The following is a 23,544-nucleotide window of genomic DNA, read 5'->3' as shown; positions in this document are numbered from 1 at the left end:
GCGAAAATTCAAGCTATAATATGAAGCTACGGTGGCTGTAGCTCAGTTGGTAGAGTCCAGGATTGTGATTCCTGTTGTCGAGGGTTCGAGCCCCTTCAGCCACCCCACTTATATGTTGGTTTCAATGCAAGGGCGCTACCTTTTAGGTAGCGCCCTTTTTTGTTTGCTGGGCAATGCACGGTGCAAGGGGGCATCGCCTTGTGCACCGCATTGCTTTTTGGTCGGTTGTGAAAAAGCAGGGCTGTGTGTACTAATATGGACGGCTGTATCGCATACAGTTTTGAAGACGGTCTACCTGTCTTATCACCACCGTCTCTGTAGGAACCCTGAGTGGAAACCACGCGCCCCAGCTCTCGTATTGACCACACCCCGCTGGAGGATGATGCTGTAAACCTGCGCGCGTTTGTCGCGGGGCGGGTTACGGCGCCGGGGGGGGCTGTGGTGTCGCCGCAGATTCTGGCTGTGTTGGATGGCTTGCCGGTGCTGGTCAGTGCGATGGATTTGCGGGTCCGCCGCACCATCACTTATTGGAACCACGAGTGCGCGTCGGTGTCGGGTTACACCAGCGATGAACTGGTGGACCACCCTGAGGCCCTGCAGTGGCTGTATCCGGAAACCTCGTACCTGTCGCGCAAGCTGGCCGATTTTCTGGAATTGGGCGACAGTTTCAGGAATGTGGAGTGGACGCTGACAACCAAGTCGGGTGATAAGCGGCGCATCGCCTGGTCCAGCATCGATGGCTTGCGTGCCATATCCCAGCCCGATGTGGTCTGGTGCGTGGGTTTGGATGTCACGGCCCGCTCCGAGTCGGACCGCTTGCTGCGCGACCGCGACAAATTGCTGGGCTCGGTGTTTCGGCATTTGCCCGATATGGTCTACCTTAAGGACGGCGAAGGGCGCTGGCTGTTGACCAACCCTGCCGCGCTGGCCGTGCTGGGGTTGACCGAGCAAGAGGCCTACGGTTACACCAATCTGGAGATTGCCGACCGCGACCATCCCCAAGGGGACAGCCTGCGCCAGAGCGCGCTGACGGACGAGGCCACCTGGCAGTCGGGCCGGGCCTCGCACATGCAGGAAGTAGCCGATGACGGCCAAGGTAATTTGCGCTGGCTGGATGTGGTGCGGGTGCCCACCTTCGGGCGGCGTGGCCAGCGCATGCACCTGCTGATGGTGCGCCGTGACATCACCGACCAACGCATTGCCGCCACCAAGCTGGAGTTGGCGGGGCGGGTGCTGGAGCAAAGCACCGACGGCATCATCGTCACCGATGAATCCAATCGCATCATCATGGTGAACGGCGCCTTTACCGAAATTACCGGCTACCAGGCCAGCGAGGTTTTGGGAAATGACCCGAAGCTGCTGGCATCCGGACAGCACGACGCGGCGTTTTTCCAGCAGATGTGGAAGGTTTTAGCCGAAGAAGGACGCTGGACGGGCGAGATATGGAACCGCCGTAAAAACGGGGAGGTGTATCCGCAATGGCTCAGCCTGTCGGCCCTGCACCGGCGGACGCATGGCGAAGTGACGCACTACGTGGCGGCTTTTTCCGATCTGAGTTCGCGCAAGGCGGCCGAAGAAAAAATTGCCTATCTGTCCAGCCAGGACGTGATCACCGGCCTGCCCAACCGTGCCCAGGTGGCTTTGCGCTCCACCCTGGTGCTCAAGCATGCCAAGACCACGCACGAGCAGGTGGCCATGATCGTTATCGATGTGGACAACTTCAAGACCCTGAACGATTCATTGGGCCACGCGGCTGGCGATCAGATGCTGCGCGAAGTGGGTCTGCGGCTGAGCCAGTTTGCCGATGAGCGCTCGGTGGTGGGGCGTTTGAGCGGCGACGAATTCCTGATTTTGCTGCGCAATGTGCAGGGCACAGCCGATGCCGCCCACATGGTGACGGCATTGATGGATGCCGTAGGGCAGACCATGGTTTTGGCGGATATGCCGGTAAATGTGTCGATCTCCGCCGGAATCGCCATGTTTCCAGCCGATGGCGACCAGTTTGATGCCTTGTTTGGGCGCGCCGATTCGGCCCTGTATGCGGCCAAGCGCGGCGGGCGGGGCACGTACCAGTTTGCCAATGCGACGATGAATGCAGTGGCACTGGAGCGCCTGCGGCTGGAATCTGCCTTGCGCCTGGCGATAGAAAACAATGCGCTGCGCCTGGAATACCAGCCACTGATCCATTTGCCCAGCGGGCGGGTGGTAGGGGCCGAAGCCCTGTGCCGCTGGGACCACCCTGAGCGCGGAGCGATTCCCCCCGGCATATTCATTTCCATTGCCGAAGACTGCGGGCTGATCGAAGCCCTGGGCGGCTGGGTGCTGAAAACCGCTGCCCTGCAGTTGCGCGCCTGGCACGATGCGGGCCAGCCCGAGCTGATCATGGCGGTGAACCTGTCGGCCCGCCAGTTCCAGCGTGGGGTGGTACTCAAGCAGGTGGAGACCGCACTGGAGGTGTCCGGCATTGCCCCCGATCGGCTGGAGTTGGAGCTGACGGAAAGCGTGCTGCTGCATGACGGCGAGGCCGTGACCGCGGTGTTGCGCCGCCTGCAAGCCCTGGGGGTGAAACTGTCGATCGACGACTTTGGTACCGGTTATTCCAGCTTTGCGTACCTGCGCCGCATCAAGTTCGACAAAATCAAGATCGACCAGTCGTTTGTACGCGATTTGATCGATGACCCGGACAACGCCGCCATTGTGCGCGGCATCATTTCACTGGCCCTGAGCCTGGGCCTGAGCGTGCTGGCCGAGGGCGTGGAAACCGAAGACATTGCCCAGCGTCTGCGCCATTTGCACTGCACCTACGCCCAGGGCTACCACTTCGCTCGCCCGCTGCGGCCCGAGGTGTTTGCCCGCCAGCAGGGGCTGGTCGTTGCGCCGGCTTAGTGTTACATCGGGTGTCGGGTGCTGTAACCCGGCCCCTACAATCCGGTAACACTTTGGCATGTTCTATGAAAATTTTGATTTCCAACGACGACGGTTACCAGGCACCCGGCATTGTGGCGTTGTACGAGGCGCTGAAAGACGTGGCCGAGGTCGAGGTGGTTGCGCCCGAGCACAACAACAGCGCCAAGTCCAACGCGCTCACCCTGTACGCCCCCTTGTATGTGCACCGGGCGGCCAATGGTTTTCGCTATGTGAACGGCACCCCGGCGGATTGCGTGCACATTGCCCTGACCGGCCTGCTGGGCTACCGGCCTGATCTGGTGATCTCGGGCATCAATAACGGTGCCAACATGGGCGACGACACCATCTATTCGGGCACAGTGGGCGCGGCCATGGAAGGCTATTTGTTCGGCATTCCGGCAATTGCGTTTTCGCAAACCCAGGGCGGCTGGGCCCACCTGGATGTCGCCGCCCAGACCGCGCGTGACCTGGTGCTGCGCCTGACCCGGCAACAGCACGAGGGTGCGCCGCCGTGGCTGCTCAACGTGAACATCCCCAATCTGCCGCTGGAGCAGCTCAAGCCCCTGAAGGTCTGCCGCCTGGGCCGCCGCCACACGGCGGAGAAAGTCATCACCATGGACAGCCCGCGCGGCGACACCATGTACTGGATCGGCAGCGCCGGGGCCGCCAAGGACGATGCCGAGGGCACCGACTTCCACGCCAGCCTGCAGGGCCACGTCACCCTGACCCCGTTGAAAGTGGACCTGACCGACCACGACAACCTGGGCTACTGGGCGCAAACGGCGTCCCGCCTGGCGGCGGCCTGAATGGCACAGCGGCCCCCGTTTCCGGCCCGGCTGGACTTCTCCATCGGTGCGCCGTCGGCCAAGACGGTTGCTATTAAAACAGTAGCTACTCGTGCTGATGCAACAAGCGCCAGGCCGCAAAAAAGCTTAGAAATTAAAACCACGGCGGGCCATGGCATGGACTCGGACGCGGTGCGGGCCCGCATGGTGCACAAGCTGTCGGCCATGGGCATTGTGTCGGCCCCTGTACTGCGCGCCATGGGCCAGGTGGAGCGGCACCGCTTTGTCGATACCGCCCTGGTCAACCAGGCCTACGAAGACACCAGTCTGCCGATCGGCCTGGGCCAGACCATCTCCAAACCCAATGTGGTGGCCCGCATGGGCGAGCTGCTGTTGGACTCGGCGCTGGGCAAGGCCGGGCAGCTGGGCCGGGTGCTGGAAATCGGCACCGGCTGCGGCTACCAGGCGGCCGTGCTGGCCGTGCTGGCGCGCGAGGTCTACAGCATTGAGCGCCTGCGCGGCCTGCACGACAAGGCCCGGGCCAATTTGCGGCCGTTTCGCCTGCCCAATGTGCACCTGCTGTTTGGCGACGGCATGCTGGGCTATGCCAAGGGCGCGCCGTATGCGGGCATCATTGCCGCCGCCGGGGGCGATGCGATTCCGCAGGCCTGGCTGGACCAGTTGGCGGTGGGCGGGCGGCTGGTGGCGCCCATGGTGACCAGTGGCGGCAAGCAGGCGCTGGTGGTGGTGGACAAAACCGCCCAGGGTCTGAAACAGCAGTTACTCGAAGCCGTGCATTTTGTCCCTCTAAAATCAGGGATTGCATAACTTGCACACACGGGCTGCGGAGCACGCCGGGCCGGGCAGGTTATTTCATGTTTTTAGGAAATTACACATGCACGCGTTGCGCAGTCAGGGTTGGTTGAAGATCGTTGGTTTGGTGGCTTTGGTGGTGGTCGGTGGCTGCGCGGGCCCCAATGTGCACAAGGCACCGGTGGAGGACCGTGGCACCAGCCGCTCGCAGCCCACTGCGGCCACCGCCGACGCCGCGCCCGCCAAACCCCTGCCCGGTGCCGAGAATGCGGGCAAGCCAGGTTACTACTCCGTCAAGCCGGGCGACACGCTGATCCGCATCGGCCTGGACAACGGCCAAAGCTGGAAAGACATCGCCCGCTGGAATATGCTGGACAACCCCAACGTGATCGAAGTCGGCCAGGTGCTGCGCGTGGTTTCGCCCAATGCCGTGGCGTCCGAAAACGGCGTCACCACCCGGCCGGTGGCCTCCAGCACAGTGACCCCGGTGGCGGTGCCTGCACCGGCAGCGTCGGTGGCTTCGAGCCCCGCAAGCGCCGCCAGTCCCGCTGCCAAGCCGGTAGCGTCGGCCCCCGTGGCACCGGCCTCTGCCGCAACTGCATCTGCCGCCACAGCCGCCGAGGACGATCTGGCCTTCATCTGGCCTACGACGGGCAACCTGATTGCCGGTTTTGACGAAGCCAAAAACAAGGGCTTGGACCTGGGTGGCAAAACCGGTGATGCCGTGCTGGCTGCCGCCGATGGCCGGGTGGTGTATGCCGGCGCGGGCTTGCGCGGCTACGGCAATCTGCTGATCCTCAAGCACAACAACACCTACCTGACCGCCTACGCCCACAACCAGACCCTGCTGGTCAAGGAAGACCAGTCGGTACGCAAGGGCCAGAAAATCGCCGAAATGGGCAGCAGCGACGCCGACCGTGTCAAACTCCACTTCGAGATTCGCCGCCAAGGCAAGCCCGTCGATCCCGCCAAATACCTGCCCAACCGGTAACTGCCATGAAAACCCCCAACGTGCCCGGCCAAACTGTGCTTGAGGATGCGTTGGGCGACGAGAGCGGTAGCCCCGCGCTGAACGGGCAGGCATCCTGGCTGGCCAACGGTTCCGACAGCCACGATACCCTCAGCATGTACCTGCGCGATGTGCGGCGTACCGAGCTGTTCACCCCCACCGAAGAGTTCGACATGGCCACCCGGGCCCGCGCCGGGGACTTTGCGGCCCGCCAGGCCATGATCGAACACAACCTGCGGCTGGTCGTCAGCATCGCCAAGCTCTACCTGGGCCGCGGCGTGCCCATGGGCGACCTGATCGAGGAGGGCAACCTGGGCCTGATGCATTCCATCGACAAGTTTGAGCCCGAGCGCGGCTTTCGCTTCTCTACCTACGCGACCTGGTGGATCCGCCAGGCGGTTGAGCGTGCCGTGATGCAGCAGGGCCGCGTCATCCGCCTGCCGGTGCATGTGGTGCGCGAGTTGCAACAGGTGCTGCGGGCCCGCCGTACCCTGGAGCAGGACCCGGCCTTTGCCGCCGTACGCCCCGAAGGCGTGGGTATCGACGATATTGCCGCGCTGATGGGCCGCGATGCACACGAGGTGGCCGAGCTGCTGGCGCTGGCCGAGTCTCCGCGCTCGCTGGACGCGGCCATGGACCGCAGCGAGGATGGCCAGACCCTCGTCGATACCTTGGCCGACGAAGACACCCCCGACCCCGCCGCGGCCACCCAGACCCATGAAGTCGAGCGCTTGATCGAAGGCTGGATTGGCACCTTGACCCGGCGCGAGCGCGAGGTGTTGGACGGTCGTTTTGGCCTGCACAACCGCGAACCTGAAACCCTGGACACCCTGAGCGACCGCCTCGGGCTGACCCGCGAACGCGTGCGCCAGATCCAGAACGAAGCGCTGCGCAAACTCCGCATCCAGCTGGGGCGCAGCGGCACCCACAAGGAAGCCTTATTTTGATGCCAAGAATCAGGGGTTGGATGGTGGTGGCCGCTGTGGTGGCCGTGGCTGGCTGTGCCGCACCCGGCCCGCGCACCACCGTTATCAGCCAGGACAAGTTGCAAAGCCTGCTGGCCGCCCGTTTCCCCTACAGCGGCAGGCTCGGCCCCTTGTTTGAGCTGCAGGCCCAGGCCCCGCAGGTGCGCCTGCTGCCCACGCAGAACCGGCTCGGCACCGCCATCCAGGTGCAGGTGACCGAACGCCTGACGCACGCCGTCTTCAACGGTGTGCTGGACGTGGACTACGCCGTGCAGTTCGAGCCCAGCGACCAGACCCTGCGCATGGCCGATGTGCACGTCAATACCCTGAACTTCACCGGTGTGCCCGAGCGCTACCAGGCCGTGGTGCAAGGCCTGGCCCCGCAGCTGGCCGAACGGGTGCTGGACGGTGTCAAACTGCACCAGGTCAGCGCCAAAGACATGGCGGTGGTCAACGGCTGGGGCTATGAGCCCGGCAGCATCGAGGTAACCCCCGCAGGCCTGCGCATCACCCTGAACCCGAAAAAGCTACCCTGAGAGTTTTGCTACCAAAAAAATAGCTGCTCACGCTTGTTTAATAAGCGTGAGCAGCCATTTTGATACACAAATCTCAGACTCAGTGCGCGCCTTGCTCCAGGAAGCGTTGCGCGTCCAGTGCGGCCATGCAGCCGGTACCGGCGCTGGTGATGGCCTGGCGGTAGATGTGGTCTTGCACGTCACCGGCGGCAAACACACCCGGCACGCTGGTCATGGTGGCAAAGCCTTGCAAGCCGGTGCGGGTGATGATGTAGCCGTCTTTCATTTCCAACTGGCCCGCGAAGATGTCGGTGTTGGGCTTGTGGCCGATAGCGATGAAGCAGCCTTTGAGGGCAATGTCGGTGGTCGCGTCGCTTTGGGTGCTTTGCAGGCGCACGCCGGTCACGCCGGAGGCATCGCCCAGCACGGTTTGCAGGGTGTGGAACAGCTTGAGCTCGATCTTGCCTGCCGCCACTTTTTCCATCAGCTTGTCCACCAAGATGGCTTCGGCCTTGAAGGTGTCGCGGCGGTGCACCAGGGTCACCTTGGACGCGATGTTGGACAGGTATAGCGCCTCTTCCACCGCGGTATTGCCACCGCCCACCACGCACACCTCTTGCTCGCGGTAGAAAAACCCGTCGCAGGTGGCGCAACCCGAGACGCCCCGGCCCATAAAGGCGGTTTCCGACTCCAGCCCCAGGTACTGCGCAGAGGCCCCGGTGGCCAGGATCAGCGCGTCGCAGGTGTAGGTGCCGCTGTCACCGGTGAGGGTGAACGGGCGCTGGCTGAAATCCACCGTGTGGATGTGGTCGAAGATGATTTCGGTCTTGAAGCGCTCGGCGTGCTCCTGGAAGCGCTGCATCAGCTCGGGGCCTTGCACGCCCATCACATCGGCAGGCCAGTTGTCGACTTCGGTGGTGGTCATCAGCTGGCCGCCTTGGGCGATGCCGGTGATCAGCACCGGGTTCAGGTTGGCGCGGGCGGCGTAGATGGCGGCGGTGTAGCCCGCAGGGCCAGAGCCCAAAACCAGGACCTTGGCATGTTTATTGTTCGACATGGATAAAAAACCTGTAGTGAAAAGGAGAAAGGGGCGTGTACTGCTTGCTAATTGTTACAAAATAAGAGGCGGCATCTATCGGCTGGGCCGCGATACTTTTTAGATATTGCACCGTATCGGCCCATACAGTTTTCCCCGTAGGGTCGGTTGCCGCGTAAGCCATATTTTGAAATTCTGCCCCAGATTGTAAGAACCCACGGTCTGCAGGGCTCTGACGCGAAAGGAAATGACCATGTCGATGTTGTCCAACATAGAGCTTTTGTTGCGCGTGCCCTTGTTCTCCTCCATGACTGCTGAACAAGCCGATGTGGTCGCCAAGGCCGTAACCAAGCAACGGTTCAAGCGGGCCGAAATCATTGTCGAGCAGGGCCGCAAATCCAACGCCCTGTTCATCGTGCTCAGTGGCCGGGCCCGGGTGCTGACCACCGATAGCCGGGGCCGCGAAGTCATTTTGGCTACCCTGCAGGTGGGCGACTACGTGGGTGAAATGAGCCTGATCGACAACGAGCCCCATTCGGCCACGGTGCAAACCGAGATCCCCACCGACTGCCTGGTGCTGGGCCGTGCCGAGTTCGAACACTGCCTGGACGGCAACACCGCCATGGCCCGCGCGGTGATGTACGGCCTGGTCAAGCGGCTGCGCCGCGCCGACCAGAAGATCGAGTCCCTGGCCCTGATGGATGTCTATGGCCGGGTGGCCCATGTGCTGCTGGAAGCCGCCACGCCCAATGGCGACGGCCAGATGGTCATCCGCGACAAGATCTCGCGCCAGGACGTGGCCAAAATGGTCGGCGCCTCGCGCGAAATGGTCAGCCGTGTGATGAAAGACCTGGAAGAGCGCGGCTACATCGAAGGCCATGACAACGGCTCCACCCACATCCGTTCGGTGCTGGGTTCGCTGACCTGATGGGCTCCCGGCCCATTTCTGGCCGCCCGCGCATGGGGTAAGCTTGGCGCAGACTTTTTCTGCCCATGACTTACTCTCTCAATACTCTCAATTCATCCGGTCCGGTGGTGTCGCCGGTGCGTACCGGCATCAACCGCTTTGCGCGTGAAATCGGCCTGATCCTGGGCCTGCTGGCGCTGGTTTTCTGGTGCATGGCCCTGTTGGGTTTTTCGTTGCAGGACGCCGCCTGGTCGACCTCGGGCCAGAGCGGGGTGGTGCGCAACTGGGGCGGTCGCCTGGGCGCGTGGATCGCCGACATGAGCTATTTCTGCCTGGGCTTCTCGGTCTGGTGGTGCCTGGCCGCCGGAGTGCGGGCCTGGCTGGCCGGCCTGGCCGACTGGATGCGTGCCCACGCCCCCGACGACAAACCCCGGCCCAGCGGCCATGTGGCGGGCACCGCCTGGGGTTTCTGGCTCGGCCTGGTCTTGCTGCTGTGCGCCAGTACCGCGCTGGAGTGGTCGCGCCTGTACCGGCTGGCCCCGCTGCTGCCGGGCCATGTGGGCGGCGTGCTGGGCTACCTGGTGGGGCCGTTTGGCGTGAAGTGGCTGGGCTTTACCGGCTCCGGCCTGGTGTGGATTGCGCTGGGCGTGATTGGCGTGTCGGCTGTGTTCCGCTTCTCCTGGAGCCATGTGGCCGAGCGGCTGGGGGCCTGGGCCTATTCCCTGGTGGAGACCCGGCGCGAGAAGCGTGTGGTGGCCGAAGACCTGGCTGTGGGCAAGGTTGCCGCCAAGAAGCGCGAAGCCGTGGTGCGGGAAGAGCGCGTGGAAATCGCCGCCCACCACCCCACGCCGGTGATGATCGAGCCCACCCTGGTCGATCCGCCCAAGAGCGCCCGCGTCATCAAAGAGCGCCAAAAGCCGCTGTTCAGCGAATTGCCGGATACCAAGCTGCCGCAGGTCGATCTGCTCGACGGCCCGCAGCTGCACCAGGAAACCGTGGCCCACGAGACGCTGGAGATGACCAGCCGCATGATCGAGAAGAAGCTGAAAGACTTTGGTGTGGAGGTCAAGGTGGTGCTGGCATCGCCCGGTCCGGTGATTACGCGTTACGAGATTGAGCCTGCTACCGGCGTCAAGGGCTCACAAATTGTAGGTTTGGCCAAGGATTTGGCGCGGTCCTTGAGCCTGGTGTCAATCCGCGTGGTGGAAACCATTCCGGGCAAAAACTACATGGCGCTGGAGTTGCCCAACGCCAAGCGCCAGTCCATCACCTTGTCGGAAATCCTGGGTTCGCAGGTCTACCACGAGGCCAAATCGCTGCTGACCATGGGCCTGGGCAAGGACATCATCGGCAACCCGGTGGTGGTCGACCTGGCCAAAATGCCCCACGTGCTGGTGGCCGGTACCACCGGCTCGGGCAAGTCGGTGGGTATCAACGCCATGATTTTGAGCCTGCTGTACAAGGCCGAGGCGCGCGATGTGCGGCTGCTGATGATCGACCCCAAGATGCTGGAAATGTCGGTGTACGAAGGCATTCCGCACCTGCTGGCCCCGGTGGTCACCGACATGCGCCAGGCCGCCCACGGCCTGACCTGGTGCGTGGCCGAGATGGAACGCCGCTACAAGCTGCTGAGCAAGCTGGGCGTGCGCAACCTGGCGGGCTACAACGCCAAGATCGACGAAGCCAAGGCCCGCGAAGAGTTCATCTACAACCCGTTCAGCCTCACGCCCGACAGCCCCGAGCCCTTGAAGCGCGAGCCGCACATCGTGGTGGTGATTGACGAGCTGGCCGACCTGATGATGGTGGTCGGCAAGAAGATCGAAGAGCTGATTGCCCGCCTGGCGCAAAAAGCCCGGGCCGCCGGTATCCACCTGATTCTGGCCACCCAGCGCCCCAGCGTGGACGTGATCACCGGCCTGATCAAGGCCAACATCCCCACCCGCATTTCCTTCAAGGTCAGCAGCAAGATCGACAGCCGCACCATCCTGGACCAGATGGGCGCCGAAGCCCTGCTGGGCCTGGGTGACATGCTCTACATGCCCGGCAGCGGCATGCCGACGCGGGTGCACGGCGCCTTTGTCAGCGACGAAGAGGTCCACCGCGTTGTAAGTTACTTGAAGACCCAGGGCGAGCCCGACTACATCGAGGGCGTGCTGGAAGGTGGCACGGTCGATGGTGAGGACGGGGAGGGCGGTGAAGGTGGCGACGGCGGTGGCGAAAAAGACCCGATGTACGACATGGCCGTGGAAGTGGTGCTGAAAAACCGCAAGGCCAGCATCTCCCTGGTGCAGCGGCATCTGAAGATTGGCTACAACCGTGCCGCCCGCTTGGTCGAAGACATGGAAAAAGCCGGTTTGGTGAGCGCCATGAGCGGTGCCGGTCAACGTGAAATTTTGGTTCCCGCGAGAGCGGAGTAAAAACTGATGAAAAAATGGATTGCTGCGGTTTTGATAGCTGCTTGTGCTGGTGTAGCAAGCGCAGACGGCCTGGAAAGCTTGGAGAACTTCGTCAAGACGGTGAAGTCCGGCCGTGCCGATTTCACCCAGGTCGTGACCTCTCCGCCCAAGGAGGGGCAGGCGGCGCGCGTCAAAACCTCCACCGGCAGCTTTGAATTCCAGCGGCCCAGCAAATTCAGGTTTCTGTACAAGAAGCCGTTTGAGCAGAGCATCGTGGCCGACGGCCAGACGCTGTGGCTGTACGACGTGGACCTGAACCAGGTCACCAGCCGCAAGCAGTCGGCGGTGCTGGGCTCCACCCCCGCCGCGCTGATTGCCGCCGCACCCAACCTGCAGGCCCTGCAGGCCGATTTCACCTTGCTGGCCGCACCCGACAAGGACGGCCTGCAATGGGTGTCGGCCACGCCCAAGGCCAAAGACGGCCAGCTGCAAACCGTGCGCGTGGGCTTTAAAACCGACGGCAAGGCCACCGAGCTGGCCGCGCTGGAGATTCTGGACAGCTTCGGCCAGCGCTCGGTGATGACCTTTGCCAAGGTAGAAGTCAACCCGACCCTGGCGGCAGACCTGTTCCAGTTCAAGCCGCCAGCGGGTGCGGATGTGGTGAAACAGTAAGTCTTTTTGGCTGCCAGCGCTTTAAAGATAAGCGCAGGAAGCTATGAAATGAATAGCGACTCCTAGGCTGCGGGAACCACCTTCATCACCGCCTTGTGCACCCGCTCGTGGTTGATCTTGACGTTGTCGGCAGTTACCGGGGACTGGATGGCAAACGGCTTTTCGCGGGTGTCGCGCAGCACGTAGATGCCCAGCGGAAGGCCCTGGGCGTTGGCGATGCTGACAACCAGCGGGGTGTTGACGCTGGCCCCTTTTTTCACGCTGACGGCTTTTTCGCCATTGGCCAGCATCACGTAGGTGCCGGGCGGGTAGAAGCCGATGGCGTGGGTCATGGCCTTGCCGACCCGGGCATCTTCGTCCGGCACGCCCACGATGTTGGATTTGGCCGCGCCCAGCGCCGACACCCCGGGCCGGGTGGAGCGGTGGGCCATCTTGCCAATCAGCACATCGGCCAGGTGCAGGATGCGGCGGCATTCCACATTGCGCTCGAGGCCTCTGGTTTCATCCCGGTCATGGTGCAGGCGCACGATGTCCAGCAGGTCTTCATTGACGACCCCAAAGCCGCGCAGAACAGACTCGCTCAGCACCGGATGGTCGTGGATGAGCTGCTTTTGTTCTGCATCGGGTGGGGTGGCTTGGGATGCCAGGGTATCTTGCAGCTTGGCCATGCTGATGTTCATGGCCAGGGCGGCTTGCACCAGGATGGGGCGTACGAAGTCGTCCAGCGCCAGTTTGCGGGCCGTCAGCTCGCAAACCACCGCGCACAACAGGGCGTGGGTGGCGCAGTAGCCCAGGGTTTTGTCGGCCAGCGCCTGGAACAGGCTGAACAAACTCTCGTCCACGTCTTTGTCCAGCAGCTCCATGGCCCGCTTTTGCACCCCGTCGAGCCGGCCCAGTGGATTTTTGGCGGCGGCACCGGTGTGCAGCACGGTGCCCCAGACGGCTTGCACATCGGTCCAGCCGCCGGTGATGTCCTCGCCCACTGTGTAGTCCAGCTCCAGAATGTCTTGTGGCATGGTGGCCTTGGCGATTTCCTGGATGCTGACACCGTCGCGCAGCAGGCGGTAGATCAGCCGGTCGTAGCTGCTGACCCAGGCCTTGTAGTCGGGTTGGGTGGCACAGGCACCGTGGGCTTCCAGGTGTTCGCGGTGGTGCTCCGACACAATCGACTGCCCTTTGCGCAGCAGCAGGTTGCCCTTGGCATCCCATATGTTGATGGGCAGGGGGCGGAGGACTTCAATGCGTGCAATCGGCACAGGGAGGTAAATCATGGTGCGGGGAGGATAAGGGATAGTGCACCCGTTTTGCACCGGCACCGCATGGGAGAATCCCGTTCCATGACCCGACCTGCCCTGTCCACCGATGCCCCCTTGGCCGAGCGTTTGCGCCCCAAAAACCTGGGCGAAGTCATCGGCCAGCAGCACCTGCTCGGTGAGGGCATGGCGCTGCGCATTGCGTTCGAATCCGGCCAGCCGCACAGCTGCATCCTGTGGGGGCCTCCCGGCACCGGCAAGACCACCATCGCCCGGCTGATGGCCGATGCGTTTGACGCGCGCTTCATCACCATCAGCGCGGTGCTGGGCGGCGTGAAGGACATCCGCGACGCGGTCGAGCAGGCGCTGATCTCCCAGGCCCAGGGCCGCCGCACGATTGTGTTTGTGGACGAGGTGCACCGCTTCAACAAAAGCCAGCAAGACGCGTTTTTGCCGCATGTGGAGAGCGGGTTGTTTACTTTTGTGGGGGCCACCACCGAGAACCCATCGTTCGAGGTCAACTCGGCGCTGCTGTCGCGTGCGGCGGTGTATGTGCTGCAGCCGCTCACCTCGGCAGATTTAGAGCAAATAGTGGCCCACGCGCAGGCTATTCAAGCGGTACCAGCTATTGAAAAAATAGCAGTTGACCGGCTGGTGGCGTATGCCGATGGCGATGCCCGGCGGCTGCTCAACACCCTGGAGACGCTGGCCGTGGCGGCCACGCAGGAGAAGCAGGCCGAGATCAGCGATGCCTGGCTGCTCAAGGTGCTGGGCGAGCGCATGCGCCGCTACGACAAGGGCGGCGAGCAGTTCTACGACACCATCAGCGCGCTGCACAAATCCGTGCGCGGCTCCGACCCCGACGCCGCGCTGTACTGGTTTGTGCGCATGCTCGACGGCGGGGCTGACCCGCGCTACATGGCGCGCCGCCTGGTCCGCATGGCCAGCGAAGACATCGGCCTGGCCGACCCGCGGGCGCTGCGCCTGGCGCTGGATGCCGCCGACGTGTACGAGCGCCTGGGCTCCCCCGAGGGCGAGCTGGCGCTGGCCGAATGCGTGGTCTACCTGGCCGTGGCGGCCAAATCCAACGCGGTCTACAAGGCTTTCAACGAGGTCAAGGCGTTCATCAAAAAGGACGGCACCCGCCCGGTGCCCATGCACCTGCGCAACGCCCCCACCAAGCTGATGAAAGAGCTGGACTACGGCAAAGGCTACCGCTACGCCCACGACGAGGAGGGCGGCTTTGCCGCCGGCGAGCAGTACCTGCCCGACGGCATGGCCGCAGCCAGCTTCTACCGGCCGGTGGAGCGCGGCCTGGAGATCCGCATCGCAGAAAAATTGCGCACGCTCAAACGCCTGAATGCGGCCGAAGGCAAAACCTCCTGATACGGCGGCCCGCCACCTACTGCGCACCATTGCAGGAAGCGGCGCAAAACGATACCTGGATTTGTATGTGCGCCAAGCCCATATGCCGGATAAGTTGGGCGCGTTGATACATTTGCATAATCAGATTTGCTAATACTTTGGCAAACGCGCTAATCCCTGCGCTTTCGAGGGTAAACACGCCCTAAACCCTTGGTTTTGGCCCGTTTCGTGCTGGATACAATTCGCCACAGAACCCGCACCAAGTTGGACGTGACTTGCGCGGCAACCGGGAGCCCGGCCACAGGCCTGCTCTGCGTGTGCTGCACAAGTCCATCGAAATTGGCGGGTTTTTTGTTAAGTTGCGGGGCCCACAAGGCCGCCAGCCATCATGGATGGTTGGCACCAGCAGCCTGTGGATGCACAACACACACGGAGAAATATTTATGGATATCTTGCTACAGCAGATCATCAACGGTCTGGTGCTGGGCAGCATGTATGCCTTGGTAGCCCTGGGCTACACGATGGTGTACGGCATCATTAACCTGATCAACTTTGCGCACGGCGAGGTGCTGATGGTCGGCGCGCTGACCAGTTGGACCATCATCGGACTCATGCAGGACTCCATGCCCGGCACGCCCGGCTGGCTGATGCTGCTGATCTCGCTGGTGATTGCCTGCATTGTCTCGGCCACCCTCAACTTCGTGATTGAAAAAGTCGCCTACCGGCCGCTGCGCAACAGCCCCAAGCTGGCCCCCTTGATCACCGCCATCGGCATGTCCATCCTGCTGCAAACCCTGGCCATGATCATCTGGAAGCCCAACTACAAACCCTATCCCACGCTGTTGCCCGCCACGCCCTACAACATCGGCGGCGCGGTGATCACCCCCACGCAAATCCTGATCCTGGGCCTGACCGCCGTGTCCCTGGCCGTGCTGATGTGGCTGGTCAACTACACCAAGCTGGGCCGTGCCATGCGCGCCACCGCAGAAAACCCCCGCGTGGCCGCCCTGATGGGTGTCAAGCCCGACATGGTGATTTCGGCCACCTTCGTCATCGGCGCGGTGCTGGCCGCCATTGCCGGTGTGATGTACGCCTCCAACTACGGCACGGTGCAGCACACCATGGGCTTCCTGCCCGGCCTGAAAGCCTTTACGGCAGCCGTGTTTGGCGGTATCGGCAACCTGGCCGGTGCGGTGGTCGGCGGCATTTTGCTGGGCCTGATCGAATCCATCGGCGCGGGCTACATCGGCGCGCTGACCGGTGGCGTGCTGGGCAGCAACTACTCCGATATCTTTGCCTTCATCGTGCTGATCATCGTGCTCACGCTGCGTCCTTCGGGCCTGCTGGGTGAACGTGTGGCCGACCGGGCCTGATGGGAGCACCACTATGAAACTGAACAAAACCAACCTCATCCTGTGCGCCGTTGTGGCGTTGATCCTGCCGCTGATCCTGCAAAACTTCGGCAACGCCTGGGTGCGGATTGCCGACATGGCGCTGATCTACGTGATGCTGGCCCTGGGCCTGAACGTGGTGGTCGGCTTTGCCGGTCTGCTCGATCTGGGCTATGTGGCCTTCTTTGCCGTGGGTGCCTACACCTATGGTTTGATGGCTTCGCCCCAGTTGACCGAGGCGTTCCCGGCCATTGCGGCCATTTTCCCGGACGGCCTGCACATGCCGCTGTGGATGATTCTGCCGGTCGGGGCGGCCATCGCGGGCTTCTTCGGCATGCTGCTGGGTGCGCCCACGCTCAAGCTGCGCGGTGACTACCTGGCCATCGTGACCCTGGGCTTTGGTGAAATCATCCGGGTGTTCTTGAACAACCTGGACCACCCCATCAACATCACCAACGGCCCCAAAGGCCTGAACCAGATCGACTCGCTGAAATTCTTCGGCATCGACCTGGGCAAGTCCCTGCACATCGGCAGCTACGAGATCGCCTCGGTCAGCCTGTACTACTACCTGTTCCTGGTGCTGGTGGTGATCAGCGTGGTGATCTGCCACCGCATGGAGCTGTCGCGCGTCGGCCGCGCCTGGATGGCCATCCGCGAAGACGAAATCGCCGCCAAGGCCATGGGCATCAACACCCGCAACATGAAACTGCTGGCTTTCGGCACCGGTGCCACGTTTGGTGGCGTGTCCGGCACGCTGTTTGCCGCGTTCCAGGGCTTTGTATCGCCCGAATCCTTCAGCCTGATGGAGTCGGTGATGATCGTCGCCATGGTGGTGCTGGGCGGTATTGGCCACTTGCCGGGTGTGATTCTGGGCGCGGTGCTGCTGTCGGCCCTGCCCGAGGTCTTGCGCTACCTGGCAGGCCCGCTGCAGGCCATGACCGGCGGACGGCTGGACTCGGCCATCCTGCGCCAGTTGCTGATCGCCCTGGCCATGATCGCCATCATGCTGTCGCGTCCGCGGGGTCTGTGGCCCTCGCCCGACCACGGCAAATCGCTCAAGGCCAAGTAAGGAACACCCATGACAGATAGCAAAAAATCCGAAGTGATCCTGCAGGTTGCGGGCATTTCCAAGCGTTTCGGCGGCCTGCAAGCCTTGAGCGACGTGGGCATCACCATCCAGCGCGGCCAGGTCTACGGCCTGATCGGCCCCAACGGTGCCGGTAAAACCACGTTCTTCAACGTGATCACCGGCCTGTACACGCCCGACAGCGGCACCTTCCATCTGGCAGGCAAGCCGTACTCGCCCACCGCGGTCCACGAAGTGGCCAAGGCCGGCATTGCGCGTACCTTCCAGAACATCCGTTTGTTCGCCGAAATGACCGCGCTGGAAAACGTCATGGTGGGCCGCCACATCCGCACCCATACCGGGCTGCTGGGCGCCATCTTCCACACCAAGGGCTTCAAGACCGAAGAGCTGGCAATTGCCAAGCGCGCCCAGGAACTGCTGGACTACGTAGGCATTGGCCAGCTGGCCGACTACAAGGCCCGCACCCTGAGCTACGGTGACCAGCGCCGCCTGGAAATCGCCCGCGCCCTGGCCACCGACCCGCAGCTCATCGCGCTGGACGAGCCCGCTGCCGGTATGAACATGACCGAAAAAGTCATGCTGCGCGAGCTGATCAACAAAATCCGCAACGACAACCGCACCATTTTGCTCATCGAGCACGATGTGAAGCTGATGATGGGCCTGTGCGACCGCCTGACCGTCCTCGACTACGGCAAGCAAATTGCCGAAGGCACCCCTGCCGAAGTGCAGAAAAACGAAAAAGTGATCGAGGCCTACCTAGGCACGGGAGGACATTGAGATGGCCAATACTGCGACTACCCCTAAGAAACAACCCGGCGAAGTGCTGCTCAAAGTCAGCGGCCTGAAGGTCTCCTACGGCGGCATCCAGGCCGTCAAGGGCGTGGACTTCGAAGTCCGCGAAGGCGAGCTGGTCAGCCTGATCGGCTCCAACGGTGCGGGCAAGACCACCACCATGAAGGCCATCACCGGCACGCTGCCGTTTGTGGGCGGCGACATCCACTACCTGGGCAAGAGCATCAAGGGCAAGGGCGCGTGGGATCTGGTGAAAGACGGCCTGGCCATGGTGCCCGAAGGCCGTGGCGTGTTCACCCGCATGACCATCACGGAAAACCTGCAGATGGGCGCGTACATCCGCGACGACAAGGCCGCGATTTTGGAAGACATCGAAAAGATGTTCACCATCTTCCCGCGCCTGCGCGAACGCAAGGACCAGCTGGCCGGCACCATGTCCGGTGGTGAGCAGCAAATGCTGGCCATGGGCCGCGCGCTGATGAGCCGCCCCAAGGTGCTGCTGCTCGACGAGCCCTCCATGGGCCTGTCGCCCATCATGGTCGACAAGATCTTTGAAGTGGTCAAAGACGTGTACGCCCAGGGCGTGACCGTGCTGCTGGTCGAGCAAAACGCCAGCCGCGCACTCGGCATCGCCGACCGCGGCTACGTGATGGAGTCCGGCATCGTTACCATGAGCGGCGATGCCAAGCAAATGCTGAGCGACCCCAAGGTGCGCGCAGCCTACCTGGGCGAGTAACCCCCGCGGTATTCCTCCCTCCCCCTCCGGGGGAGGGCAGGGGTGGGGGCTTTCGGCTTACAAGCAAAAAAAGCCTCCACCGCCCATACCATCTACACTAGCTGCTATGAATAACGTAGTAGCCACGTCATCTGCCACCCCCGGCACTTTCCGCTTCCTCCACGCCGCCGACCTGCACATCGACAGCCCGCTGCGTGGCCTGAGCCGCTATGCCGGTGCGCCGGTGGATCGCCTGCGCAATGCCACCCGCCGCGCTTTGGAAAACCTGGTCGATCTGGCCCTGGCCGAGCAGGTGCACTTCGTCTTGCTGGCAGGCGACCTGTACGACCGCGACTGGCCCGACTTCCACACCGGCTTGTTCTTCCGCGCCCAAATGGTGCGCCTGGGCCGCGCCCACATCCCGGTCTTTTTTGTGCAGGGCAACCACGACGCGCAGGGCACCATCACCCGCGAGCTGGTGCTGCCTGACAACGTCACCCGCTTCTCCAGCCGCAGCGCCGAAACCGTGCGCCTGCCCGCCCTGGGCGTGGCCATCCATGGCCAAAGCTTTCCCCAGCGCGAGGTGCCCGAAGACCTGGTGCCGCACTACCCGGATGCTTTGCCCGGCCAGTTCAACATCGGCCTGCTGCACACCAGCCTCACCGGGGCCAGCGGCCACGACACCTACGCACCCACCGACATCCCCACCCTCAAAACCAAGGGGTACGACTACTGGGCGCTGGGCCATGTGCACACCCGCGCCGTGGTGTGCGAATCGCCCCGTGTGGTCTTCCCCGGCAACCTGCAGGGCCGCCACGCCAATGAAACCGGGCCCAAGGGCTGCGAACTCGTGACCGTGGCCGGCGGCCAGATGGAAACCCGCTTCGTGCCCCTGGACGTCGTGCGCTGGCACCAGCTCAGCGTGCCGCTGGACGGCATCGACAACCTGGCCCAGGCCAGCCAGGCCATCACCGCCGCCCTGGCGCAAGCCACCCTGGGCGCGGGCGACCGCCTGCACGCCCTGCGCATCCACCTCACGGGCCGCACCGCCCTGCACACCACCGAGGCTGGGCAGCCCGGCACCCTGGAAGCCGCCGTGCACGCCGCCGCCCAAGACGTGGCCGGGGCCGAGCTGTGGATCGAGCAGGTGCAGCTGCAGCTCAGCTCCCCGGTAGACCGCGCCGCCCTGGCCCAGGGCGACGATGCCGTGGCCGAGCTGCTGCGCCTGGTAGACGAACTGGCCGCCGACCCCGCGGCGCTGGCCGCCTGGTCGGCCCAAGCCTGTGGCGACGTGCTGCACAAACTGCCCGCCGAGGCCAAGGGCGAGGGACACTGGGCCGACCCGGCCACCTTGAAGGCCTTGCTAATGGACGCCGAAGCCACCTTGCTCGCGCGCTTGGGGAGTGCGGCATGAAACTGCAAAAACTCTACCTGTCGGCCTTTGGCCCGTTCACCGACAAGCTGCTGGATTTCAGCGCTACCCCGGCGGGCATCCACCTGGTTTTTGGCCCCAACGAAGCCGGTAAATCCTCGGCCCTGCGCGCGATGGCCGACCTGCGCTTTGGCATCCCGGTGCGCAGCGCCGACAACTTTGTGCACGACAGCCCCAAGCTGCTGCTTACCGCGGTGCTGGAAGACGCCAGCGGCCAACCGGTGGCCGTGGCCCGCCGCAAAAAAAACAAGGACCCGCTGACCCAGGCCGACCCGGCCACCGGCCAGCCGCTGGCCACGCCCGTCAGCGCCGCCGTGGCCCAGGCCCTCACCGGCGGCATGGACCGCGCCGCCTTCGAGCGCAGCTTTGGCCTGGACCACGCCCGCCTGCGCAAAGGCGGCGAAGAGCTGCTCAAAGGCGAGGGCGAACTCGGTGCCGCCCTGTTCGAGGCCAGCGCCGGGCTGCAAGGCATCAAGGCCCTGCTGGCCCGTCTGCAGGACGATGCCAAAAGCTACTACAGCCCGCGCGCCACCCAGGCCACCATCCCCGAAGCCCTGCGCCAGATCGACGAACACAAAGCCGCCTTCAAAGCCGCACTGACCCGCCCCGCCGAGTGGAAGGACCGCCAGCGCGCCGTGGATGCCGCCACCGACCAGCTCCGCAGCCTGCAAGACCAGTTGACGGCCCTGCGCAAACGCATCCACACCCTGACCGAGCTGCGCGCCGTGCTACCGTTATTGCAGCAGCTCACGCTTATCCAATCGGCACTAGAGGCCGAAAATGCCATTCATTTGCTGCCGCCCGATGCACGCGAGCAGCGCCTGGCCGCCCAGCACAGTCTGCGCACCGCCAACGAGCAGCGGCAGGCCGCCCAGGCCGAGCAGGCCGCCTGCGCCCAGGCCCGGCAGGCACTGGTGCTGGAGCCCGCCCTGGTCGCCCACGCTCCCGCCATCGAGCGCCTGGTGCAGGCCTGCGCAATCGTCCGCCAGCAGCACGCCGAGCAGTTGCAACTGCAGACCCAGGCCGGGCAGGGCGCCGCCGTATTGGCCGACATGGCCCGGCGCATCCACCCTGGCGCCAGCCTGCAGGAGGTACTGGCCGCCGTGCCCGGCCCCACCGACCGCGTGGCGCTGGACGAATTGCAAGACAGCCTGGCCCGCCACACCCAGGCGCTGGCCCAGCAGCAGGAACGCCTGGCCCAACTCGACGCACAGCTGGCCCACACCGCGCAGGAGCACCGTGCGGTGCCCCCGGAGCCATTGGCGGCGGTCGAGTCGGCCCTGCAGCATGCCCTGGCCCTGGGCGACACCCCCCAGCGCCAGGCCGAAGCCCAGCGCGCGCTGGAGGCCCTGGACCAGCGCATCCAGCGCGCGCTGGCCGAGCTGCGCCTGCCAAGCGTCGCCGCCCTGCACGCAGCCCGCCCGCTGCTGCTGGCCGACATTGCCCAGGCCGAAAAAGCCCAGGCCGATGCGGTGCTGCAGCGGGAGGCTTTGCGCAAGGACGATGCCGACCTGCAGCGCGAACTCAGCACCCAGCAGCACCGCCAACAGCAGCTGGCCGCCGTGGGCGAAATCGTCACCGCCCACAGCCTGCAAGCCGCCCGCGCGCAACGCGAGGCCCGCTGGCAAGACGTGAAGCAAGCCTACGGACACGCCGCCGCTTCGCCCGCCACCCTGGCTGCGTTCGAACCCGCCCAGACCGAAGCCGACCGCCAGGCCGACCTGCTGCGCGAAGGCGCAGAGCGCGCCGCCCAGGCCGCCGAGTGCGCGCAGCGCATCGCCGAGGCCGACACCCGCCGCCACGCCATCGCCCAGCAGTTGGCCGACGCCGCCGTCCAGGCCAGCCAGCAGCAGCGCGACTGGCTCCAGACCCTGGCCGACGCCCACCTGCCCCCGCACCCGCCCGCCGCCCTGCGCGAATGGCAGGCCCAGCGCGCCGCCGCGCTGGAACTATGCGAGCGCCAGCTCCAGCTGCAGCGCGAACAGGCCGATGCCGCCCAGGCTGTCCACACCCGTACCGAGGCCCTGGCCCACGCCCTGCACGCGGCGGGCTGCCCGGCCACCGGCGCGGGCCTGGTCGCCCAGGCCAGCAGCTGGCTGCGCACCGCCCAGGAGGCCACCGCCCAGGCCCGCGCCGAAACCCAGCTGCGCGAAACCCGGCGGGCCGAGCACGCCAGCCTGCAGCGCCAGCTCGCCACGCACCAGGCCGCCCTGGCCACCGCGCTGGCGGCCCACACCGCCTGGACCACCCGCCTGTTTCTGCCCGCCTCCAGCAGCGCCGCCGCCACCAAGGCCCGGCTCGCCGAGCTGGCCGCGCTGGAGGCCGCCCACGCGGCCCAGACCCGCCGCACCGAGGCCATCGCCCAGCACCAGGCCCGCGCCGACGGTGTCCAGGCCCAGGCGCAGGCGCTGGCCGCGCTGCTGGGCGAGCCGCCCGTGGCGCACACCGACGACTTTGCCGACCGCCTCCAGGCCCGCCTGGCCCGGGCCCAGGCCCATGCCCAGCAAGCCAGCGATGTTGAACGTCGCCTGGCCGCCGCCGAGCAGCAGCACGCCGCCGCCCAGCAACGCATCGCGGCCAGCCAGGCCCAATTGCAGGGCCTGTGCGCGGCGGCCGGGGTGGACGACCCGGCGGCGCTGCCCGGGGCGGAAGACCGCTCCGCCACCCAGCGCACGCTGCAGGACAGACTGCGCGAGCTGAACGCCCAGCTGCACCTGGCCACCACCCGCCCGCTGGCCGATCTGCGCGCCGAAGTGGCCGGGCGCGACGCGGTGGACCTGGACGCCGAACGCGCCGCCCTGGACACCCAGGCCACGCAGCTAGAGTCCGATATCGCCAGCGCCAGCGCCAGCGTTCACACCGCCCGCCAGGCGCTGGACGCCATCGACACCTCGGCCGCCGCAGCCGAAGCCCGCGAACAGATGGAATCCGCCGTGGCCCGCCTGCGCGCCGCCGTGCCGCCCTGGATGCAGCTGCGCCTGGCCGACAGCCTGCTGCAAGAAGCCCTGAAGCGCTTTCGCGAACGCGCCCAGGCCCCCATGGTGCGGCTGGCCTCCGAGTATTTCGGCATCGTCACCGGCGGCCGCTACCCCAGGCTGGTGGTGGACACGTCGGCCGAGCGCCCCGTGCTGCAGGCCGAAGGGCTGGATGGCCGCCTGATCGGTATCGAGGCCATGAGCGAAGGCACCGCCGACCAGCTCTACCTGGCCCTGCGCCTGGCCGCGCTGGAACTGCAGCGTGGTGATGGTGGCAACGGCCCCGCCATGCCCCTGGTGCTGGACGACGTGCTCATGACCAGCGACGACACCCGCGCCACCCACATCTTCCAGGCCCTGGCCCGCTTCGCCCAGGGCGGCCAGGTGCTGCTGTTCACCCACCACCAGCACCTGGTGCAGGTCGGGCAGGCGGCGCTGCCCGCAGGACAGCTGGCGGTGCACCATTTATAGAAAATTGGCCTCTTGCGCCTATGGTTAGGGCGTGAGAAGCCATTATTTACGTAGCAAT

Annotated in this window: 18 protein-coding genes and 1 tRNA gene; 17 read left to right on the top strand and 2 right to left on the bottom strand. The window is 64.7% G+C overall.

All coding sequences use genetic code 11. From position 1 onward, the window contains the following. Positions 1–31 precede the first annotated feature (31 nt). From AB3G31_RS15430 to AB3G31_RS15400, 7 genes are all read left to right on the top strand, one after another. A tRNA-His gene (locus AB3G31_RS15430) sits at positions 32–107 on the top strand. Between the two features lie 223 nt (positions 108–330). After that, positions 331–2,886 carry an EAL domain-containing protein gene (locus AB3G31_RS15425; RefSeq protein ID WP_367846966.1) on the top strand — a complete coding sequence of 852 codons (2,556 nt, stop codon included), beginning with the start codon at positions 331–333 and terminating at the stop codon, positions 2,884–2,886. Positions 2,887–2,951: 65 nt separating this feature from the next. Beyond that, positions 2,952–3,713 (top strand): 5'/3'-nucleotidase SurE, encoded by a 762-nt coding sequence (gene surE, locus AB3G31_RS15420; RefSeq protein ID WP_367846965.1) that lies wholly within the window; start codon positions 2,952–2,954, stop codon positions 3,711–3,713. Beyond that, positions 3,714–4,520, top strand: a complete 807-nt coding sequence (locus AB3G31_RS15415) for a protein-L-isoaspartate(D-aspartate) O-methyltransferase (RefSeq protein WP_367846964.1) — start codon at positions 3,714–3,716, stop codon at positions 4,518–4,520. It begins immediately after the preceding gene. 67 nt (positions 4,521–4,587) lie between these two features. Beyond that, the gene (locus AB3G31_RS15410) at positions 4,588–5,496 is read left to right on the top strand and encodes a peptidoglycan DD-metalloendopeptidase family protein (protein WP_367846963.1); all 909 of its coding nucleotides are present in this window, start codon (positions 4,588–4,590) and stop codon (positions 5,494–5,496) included. Positions 5,497–5,501: 5 nt separating this feature from the next. Further along, positions 5,502–6,461, top strand: coding sequence for a sigma-70 family RNA polymerase sigma factor (locus tag AB3G31_RS15405; protein WP_367846962.1), 960 nt, complete (start codon positions 5,502–5,504; stop codon positions 6,459–6,461). Beyond that, positions 6,461–7,015: a DUF1439 domain-containing protein gene (locus AB3G31_RS15400; protein ID WP_367846961.1), complete on the top strand. Its 555-nt coding sequence runs from the start codon at positions 6,461–6,463 to the stop codon at positions 7,013–7,015. Before AB3G31_RS15405 ends, AB3G31_RS15400 begins: the two co-directional genes overlap by 1 nt. A gap of 79 nt (positions 7,016–7,094) precedes the next feature. Here AB3G31_RS15400 and trxB read toward each other — a convergent pair whose 3' ends face one another. Further along, complete coding sequence (gene trxB, locus AB3G31_RS15395) at positions 7,095–8,051, bottom strand: thioredoxin-disulfide reductase (RefSeq protein WP_367846960.1); 957 nt, start codon at positions 8,049–8,051, stop codon at positions 7,095–7,097. Positions 8,052–8,283: 232 nt separating this feature from the next. Here trxB and AB3G31_RS15390 point away from each other — a divergent pair, with 232 nt between their 5' ends. The 3 genes from AB3G31_RS15390 (at position 8,284) to lolA (ending at position 12,005) form a co-directional block, all read left to right on the top strand. After that, positions 8,284–8,958, top strand: coding sequence for a Crp/Fnr family transcriptional regulator (locus AB3G31_RS15390; protein ID WP_367846959.1), 675 nt, complete (start codon positions 8,284–8,286; stop codon positions 8,956–8,958). A gap of 65 nt (positions 8,959–9,023) precedes the next feature. Continuing rightward, positions 9,024–11,354 carry a DNA translocase FtsK gene (locus AB3G31_RS15385; protein ID WP_367846958.1) on the top strand — a complete coding sequence of 777 codons (2,331 nt, stop codon included), beginning with the start codon at positions 9,024–9,026 and terminating at the stop codon, positions 11,352–11,354. A gap of 6 nt (positions 11,355–11,360) precedes the next feature. Further along, the gene (gene lolA / locus AB3G31_RS15380; protein ID WP_367846957.1) at positions 11,361–12,005 is read left to right on the top strand and encodes an outer membrane lipoprotein chaperone LolA; all 645 of its coding nucleotides are present in this window, start codon (positions 11,361–11,363) and stop codon (positions 12,003–12,005) included. Positions 12,006–12,067: 62 nt separating this feature from the next. On the opposite strand, the gene AB3G31_RS15375 is transcribed toward lolA, so the two are convergent. Next, a complete protein-coding gene (locus tag AB3G31_RS15375) occupies positions 12,068–13,276 on the bottom strand; it encodes an HD-GYP domain-containing protein (protein WP_367846956.1) in 1,209 nt (402 codons plus the stop codon). A 66-nt stretch (positions 13,277–13,342) separates the two neighbouring features. Between AB3G31_RS15375 and AB3G31_RS15370 the strand changes: the two genes are divergently transcribed. The 7 genes from AB3G31_RS15370 (at position 13,343) to AB3G31_RS15340 (ending at position 23,486) form a co-directional block, all read left to right on the top strand. Next, positions 13,343–14,644 (top strand): replication-associated recombination protein A, encoded by a 1,302-nt coding sequence (locus AB3G31_RS15370; RefSeq protein ID WP_367846955.1) that lies wholly within the window; start codon positions 13,343–13,345, stop codon positions 14,642–14,644. 422 nt (positions 14,645–15,066) lie between these two features. Next, positions 15,067–15,996, top strand: a complete 930-nt coding sequence (locus AB3G31_RS15365; protein WP_367846954.1) for a branched-chain amino acid ABC transporter permease — start codon at positions 15,067–15,069, stop codon at positions 15,994–15,996. A gap of 13 nt (positions 15,997–16,009) precedes the next feature. Beyond that, the gene (locus AB3G31_RS15360; RefSeq protein ID WP_367846953.1) at positions 16,010–17,083 is read left to right on the top strand and encodes a branched-chain amino acid ABC transporter permease; all 1,074 of its coding nucleotides are present in this window, start codon (positions 16,010–16,012) and stop codon (positions 17,081–17,083) included. A gap of 9 nt (positions 17,084–17,092) precedes the next feature. Further along, a complete protein-coding gene (locus tag AB3G31_RS15355) occupies positions 17,093–17,878 on the top strand; it encodes an ABC transporter ATP-binding protein (RefSeq protein ID WP_367846952.1) in 786 nt (261 codons plus the stop codon). A 1-nt stretch (position 17,879) separates the two neighbouring features. Then, on the top strand, positions 17,880–18,629 hold the full coding sequence (locus tag AB3G31_RS15350) for an ABC transporter ATP-binding protein (RefSeq protein WP_367846951.1): 750 nt from the start codon (positions 17,880–17,882) through the stop codon (positions 18,627–18,629). Between the two features lie 106 nt (positions 18,630–18,735). Then, positions 18,736–20,022 (top strand): exonuclease SbcCD subunit D, encoded by a 1,287-nt coding sequence (locus AB3G31_RS15345; protein WP_367846950.1) that lies wholly within the window; start codon positions 18,736–18,738, stop codon positions 20,020–20,022. Next, complete coding sequence (locus tag AB3G31_RS15340) at positions 20,019–23,486, top strand: AAA family ATPase (protein ID WP_367846949.1); 3,468 nt, start codon at positions 20,019–20,021, stop codon at positions 23,484–23,486. The genes AB3G31_RS15345 and AB3G31_RS15340 overlap by 4 nt, the downstream gene beginning before the upstream one ends. The last annotated feature ends 58 nt before the right edge of the window (positions 23,487–23,544 follow it).

Origin of the sequence: Rhodoferax sp. WC2427 (assembly GCF_040822085.1) — a bacterium.
Taxonomy (GTDB): Bacteria; Pseudomonadota; Gammaproteobacteria; order Burkholderiales; family Burkholderiaceae_C; genus Rhodoferax_B.
This window is presented reverse-complemented; position numbering and strand designations above follow the sequence as displayed.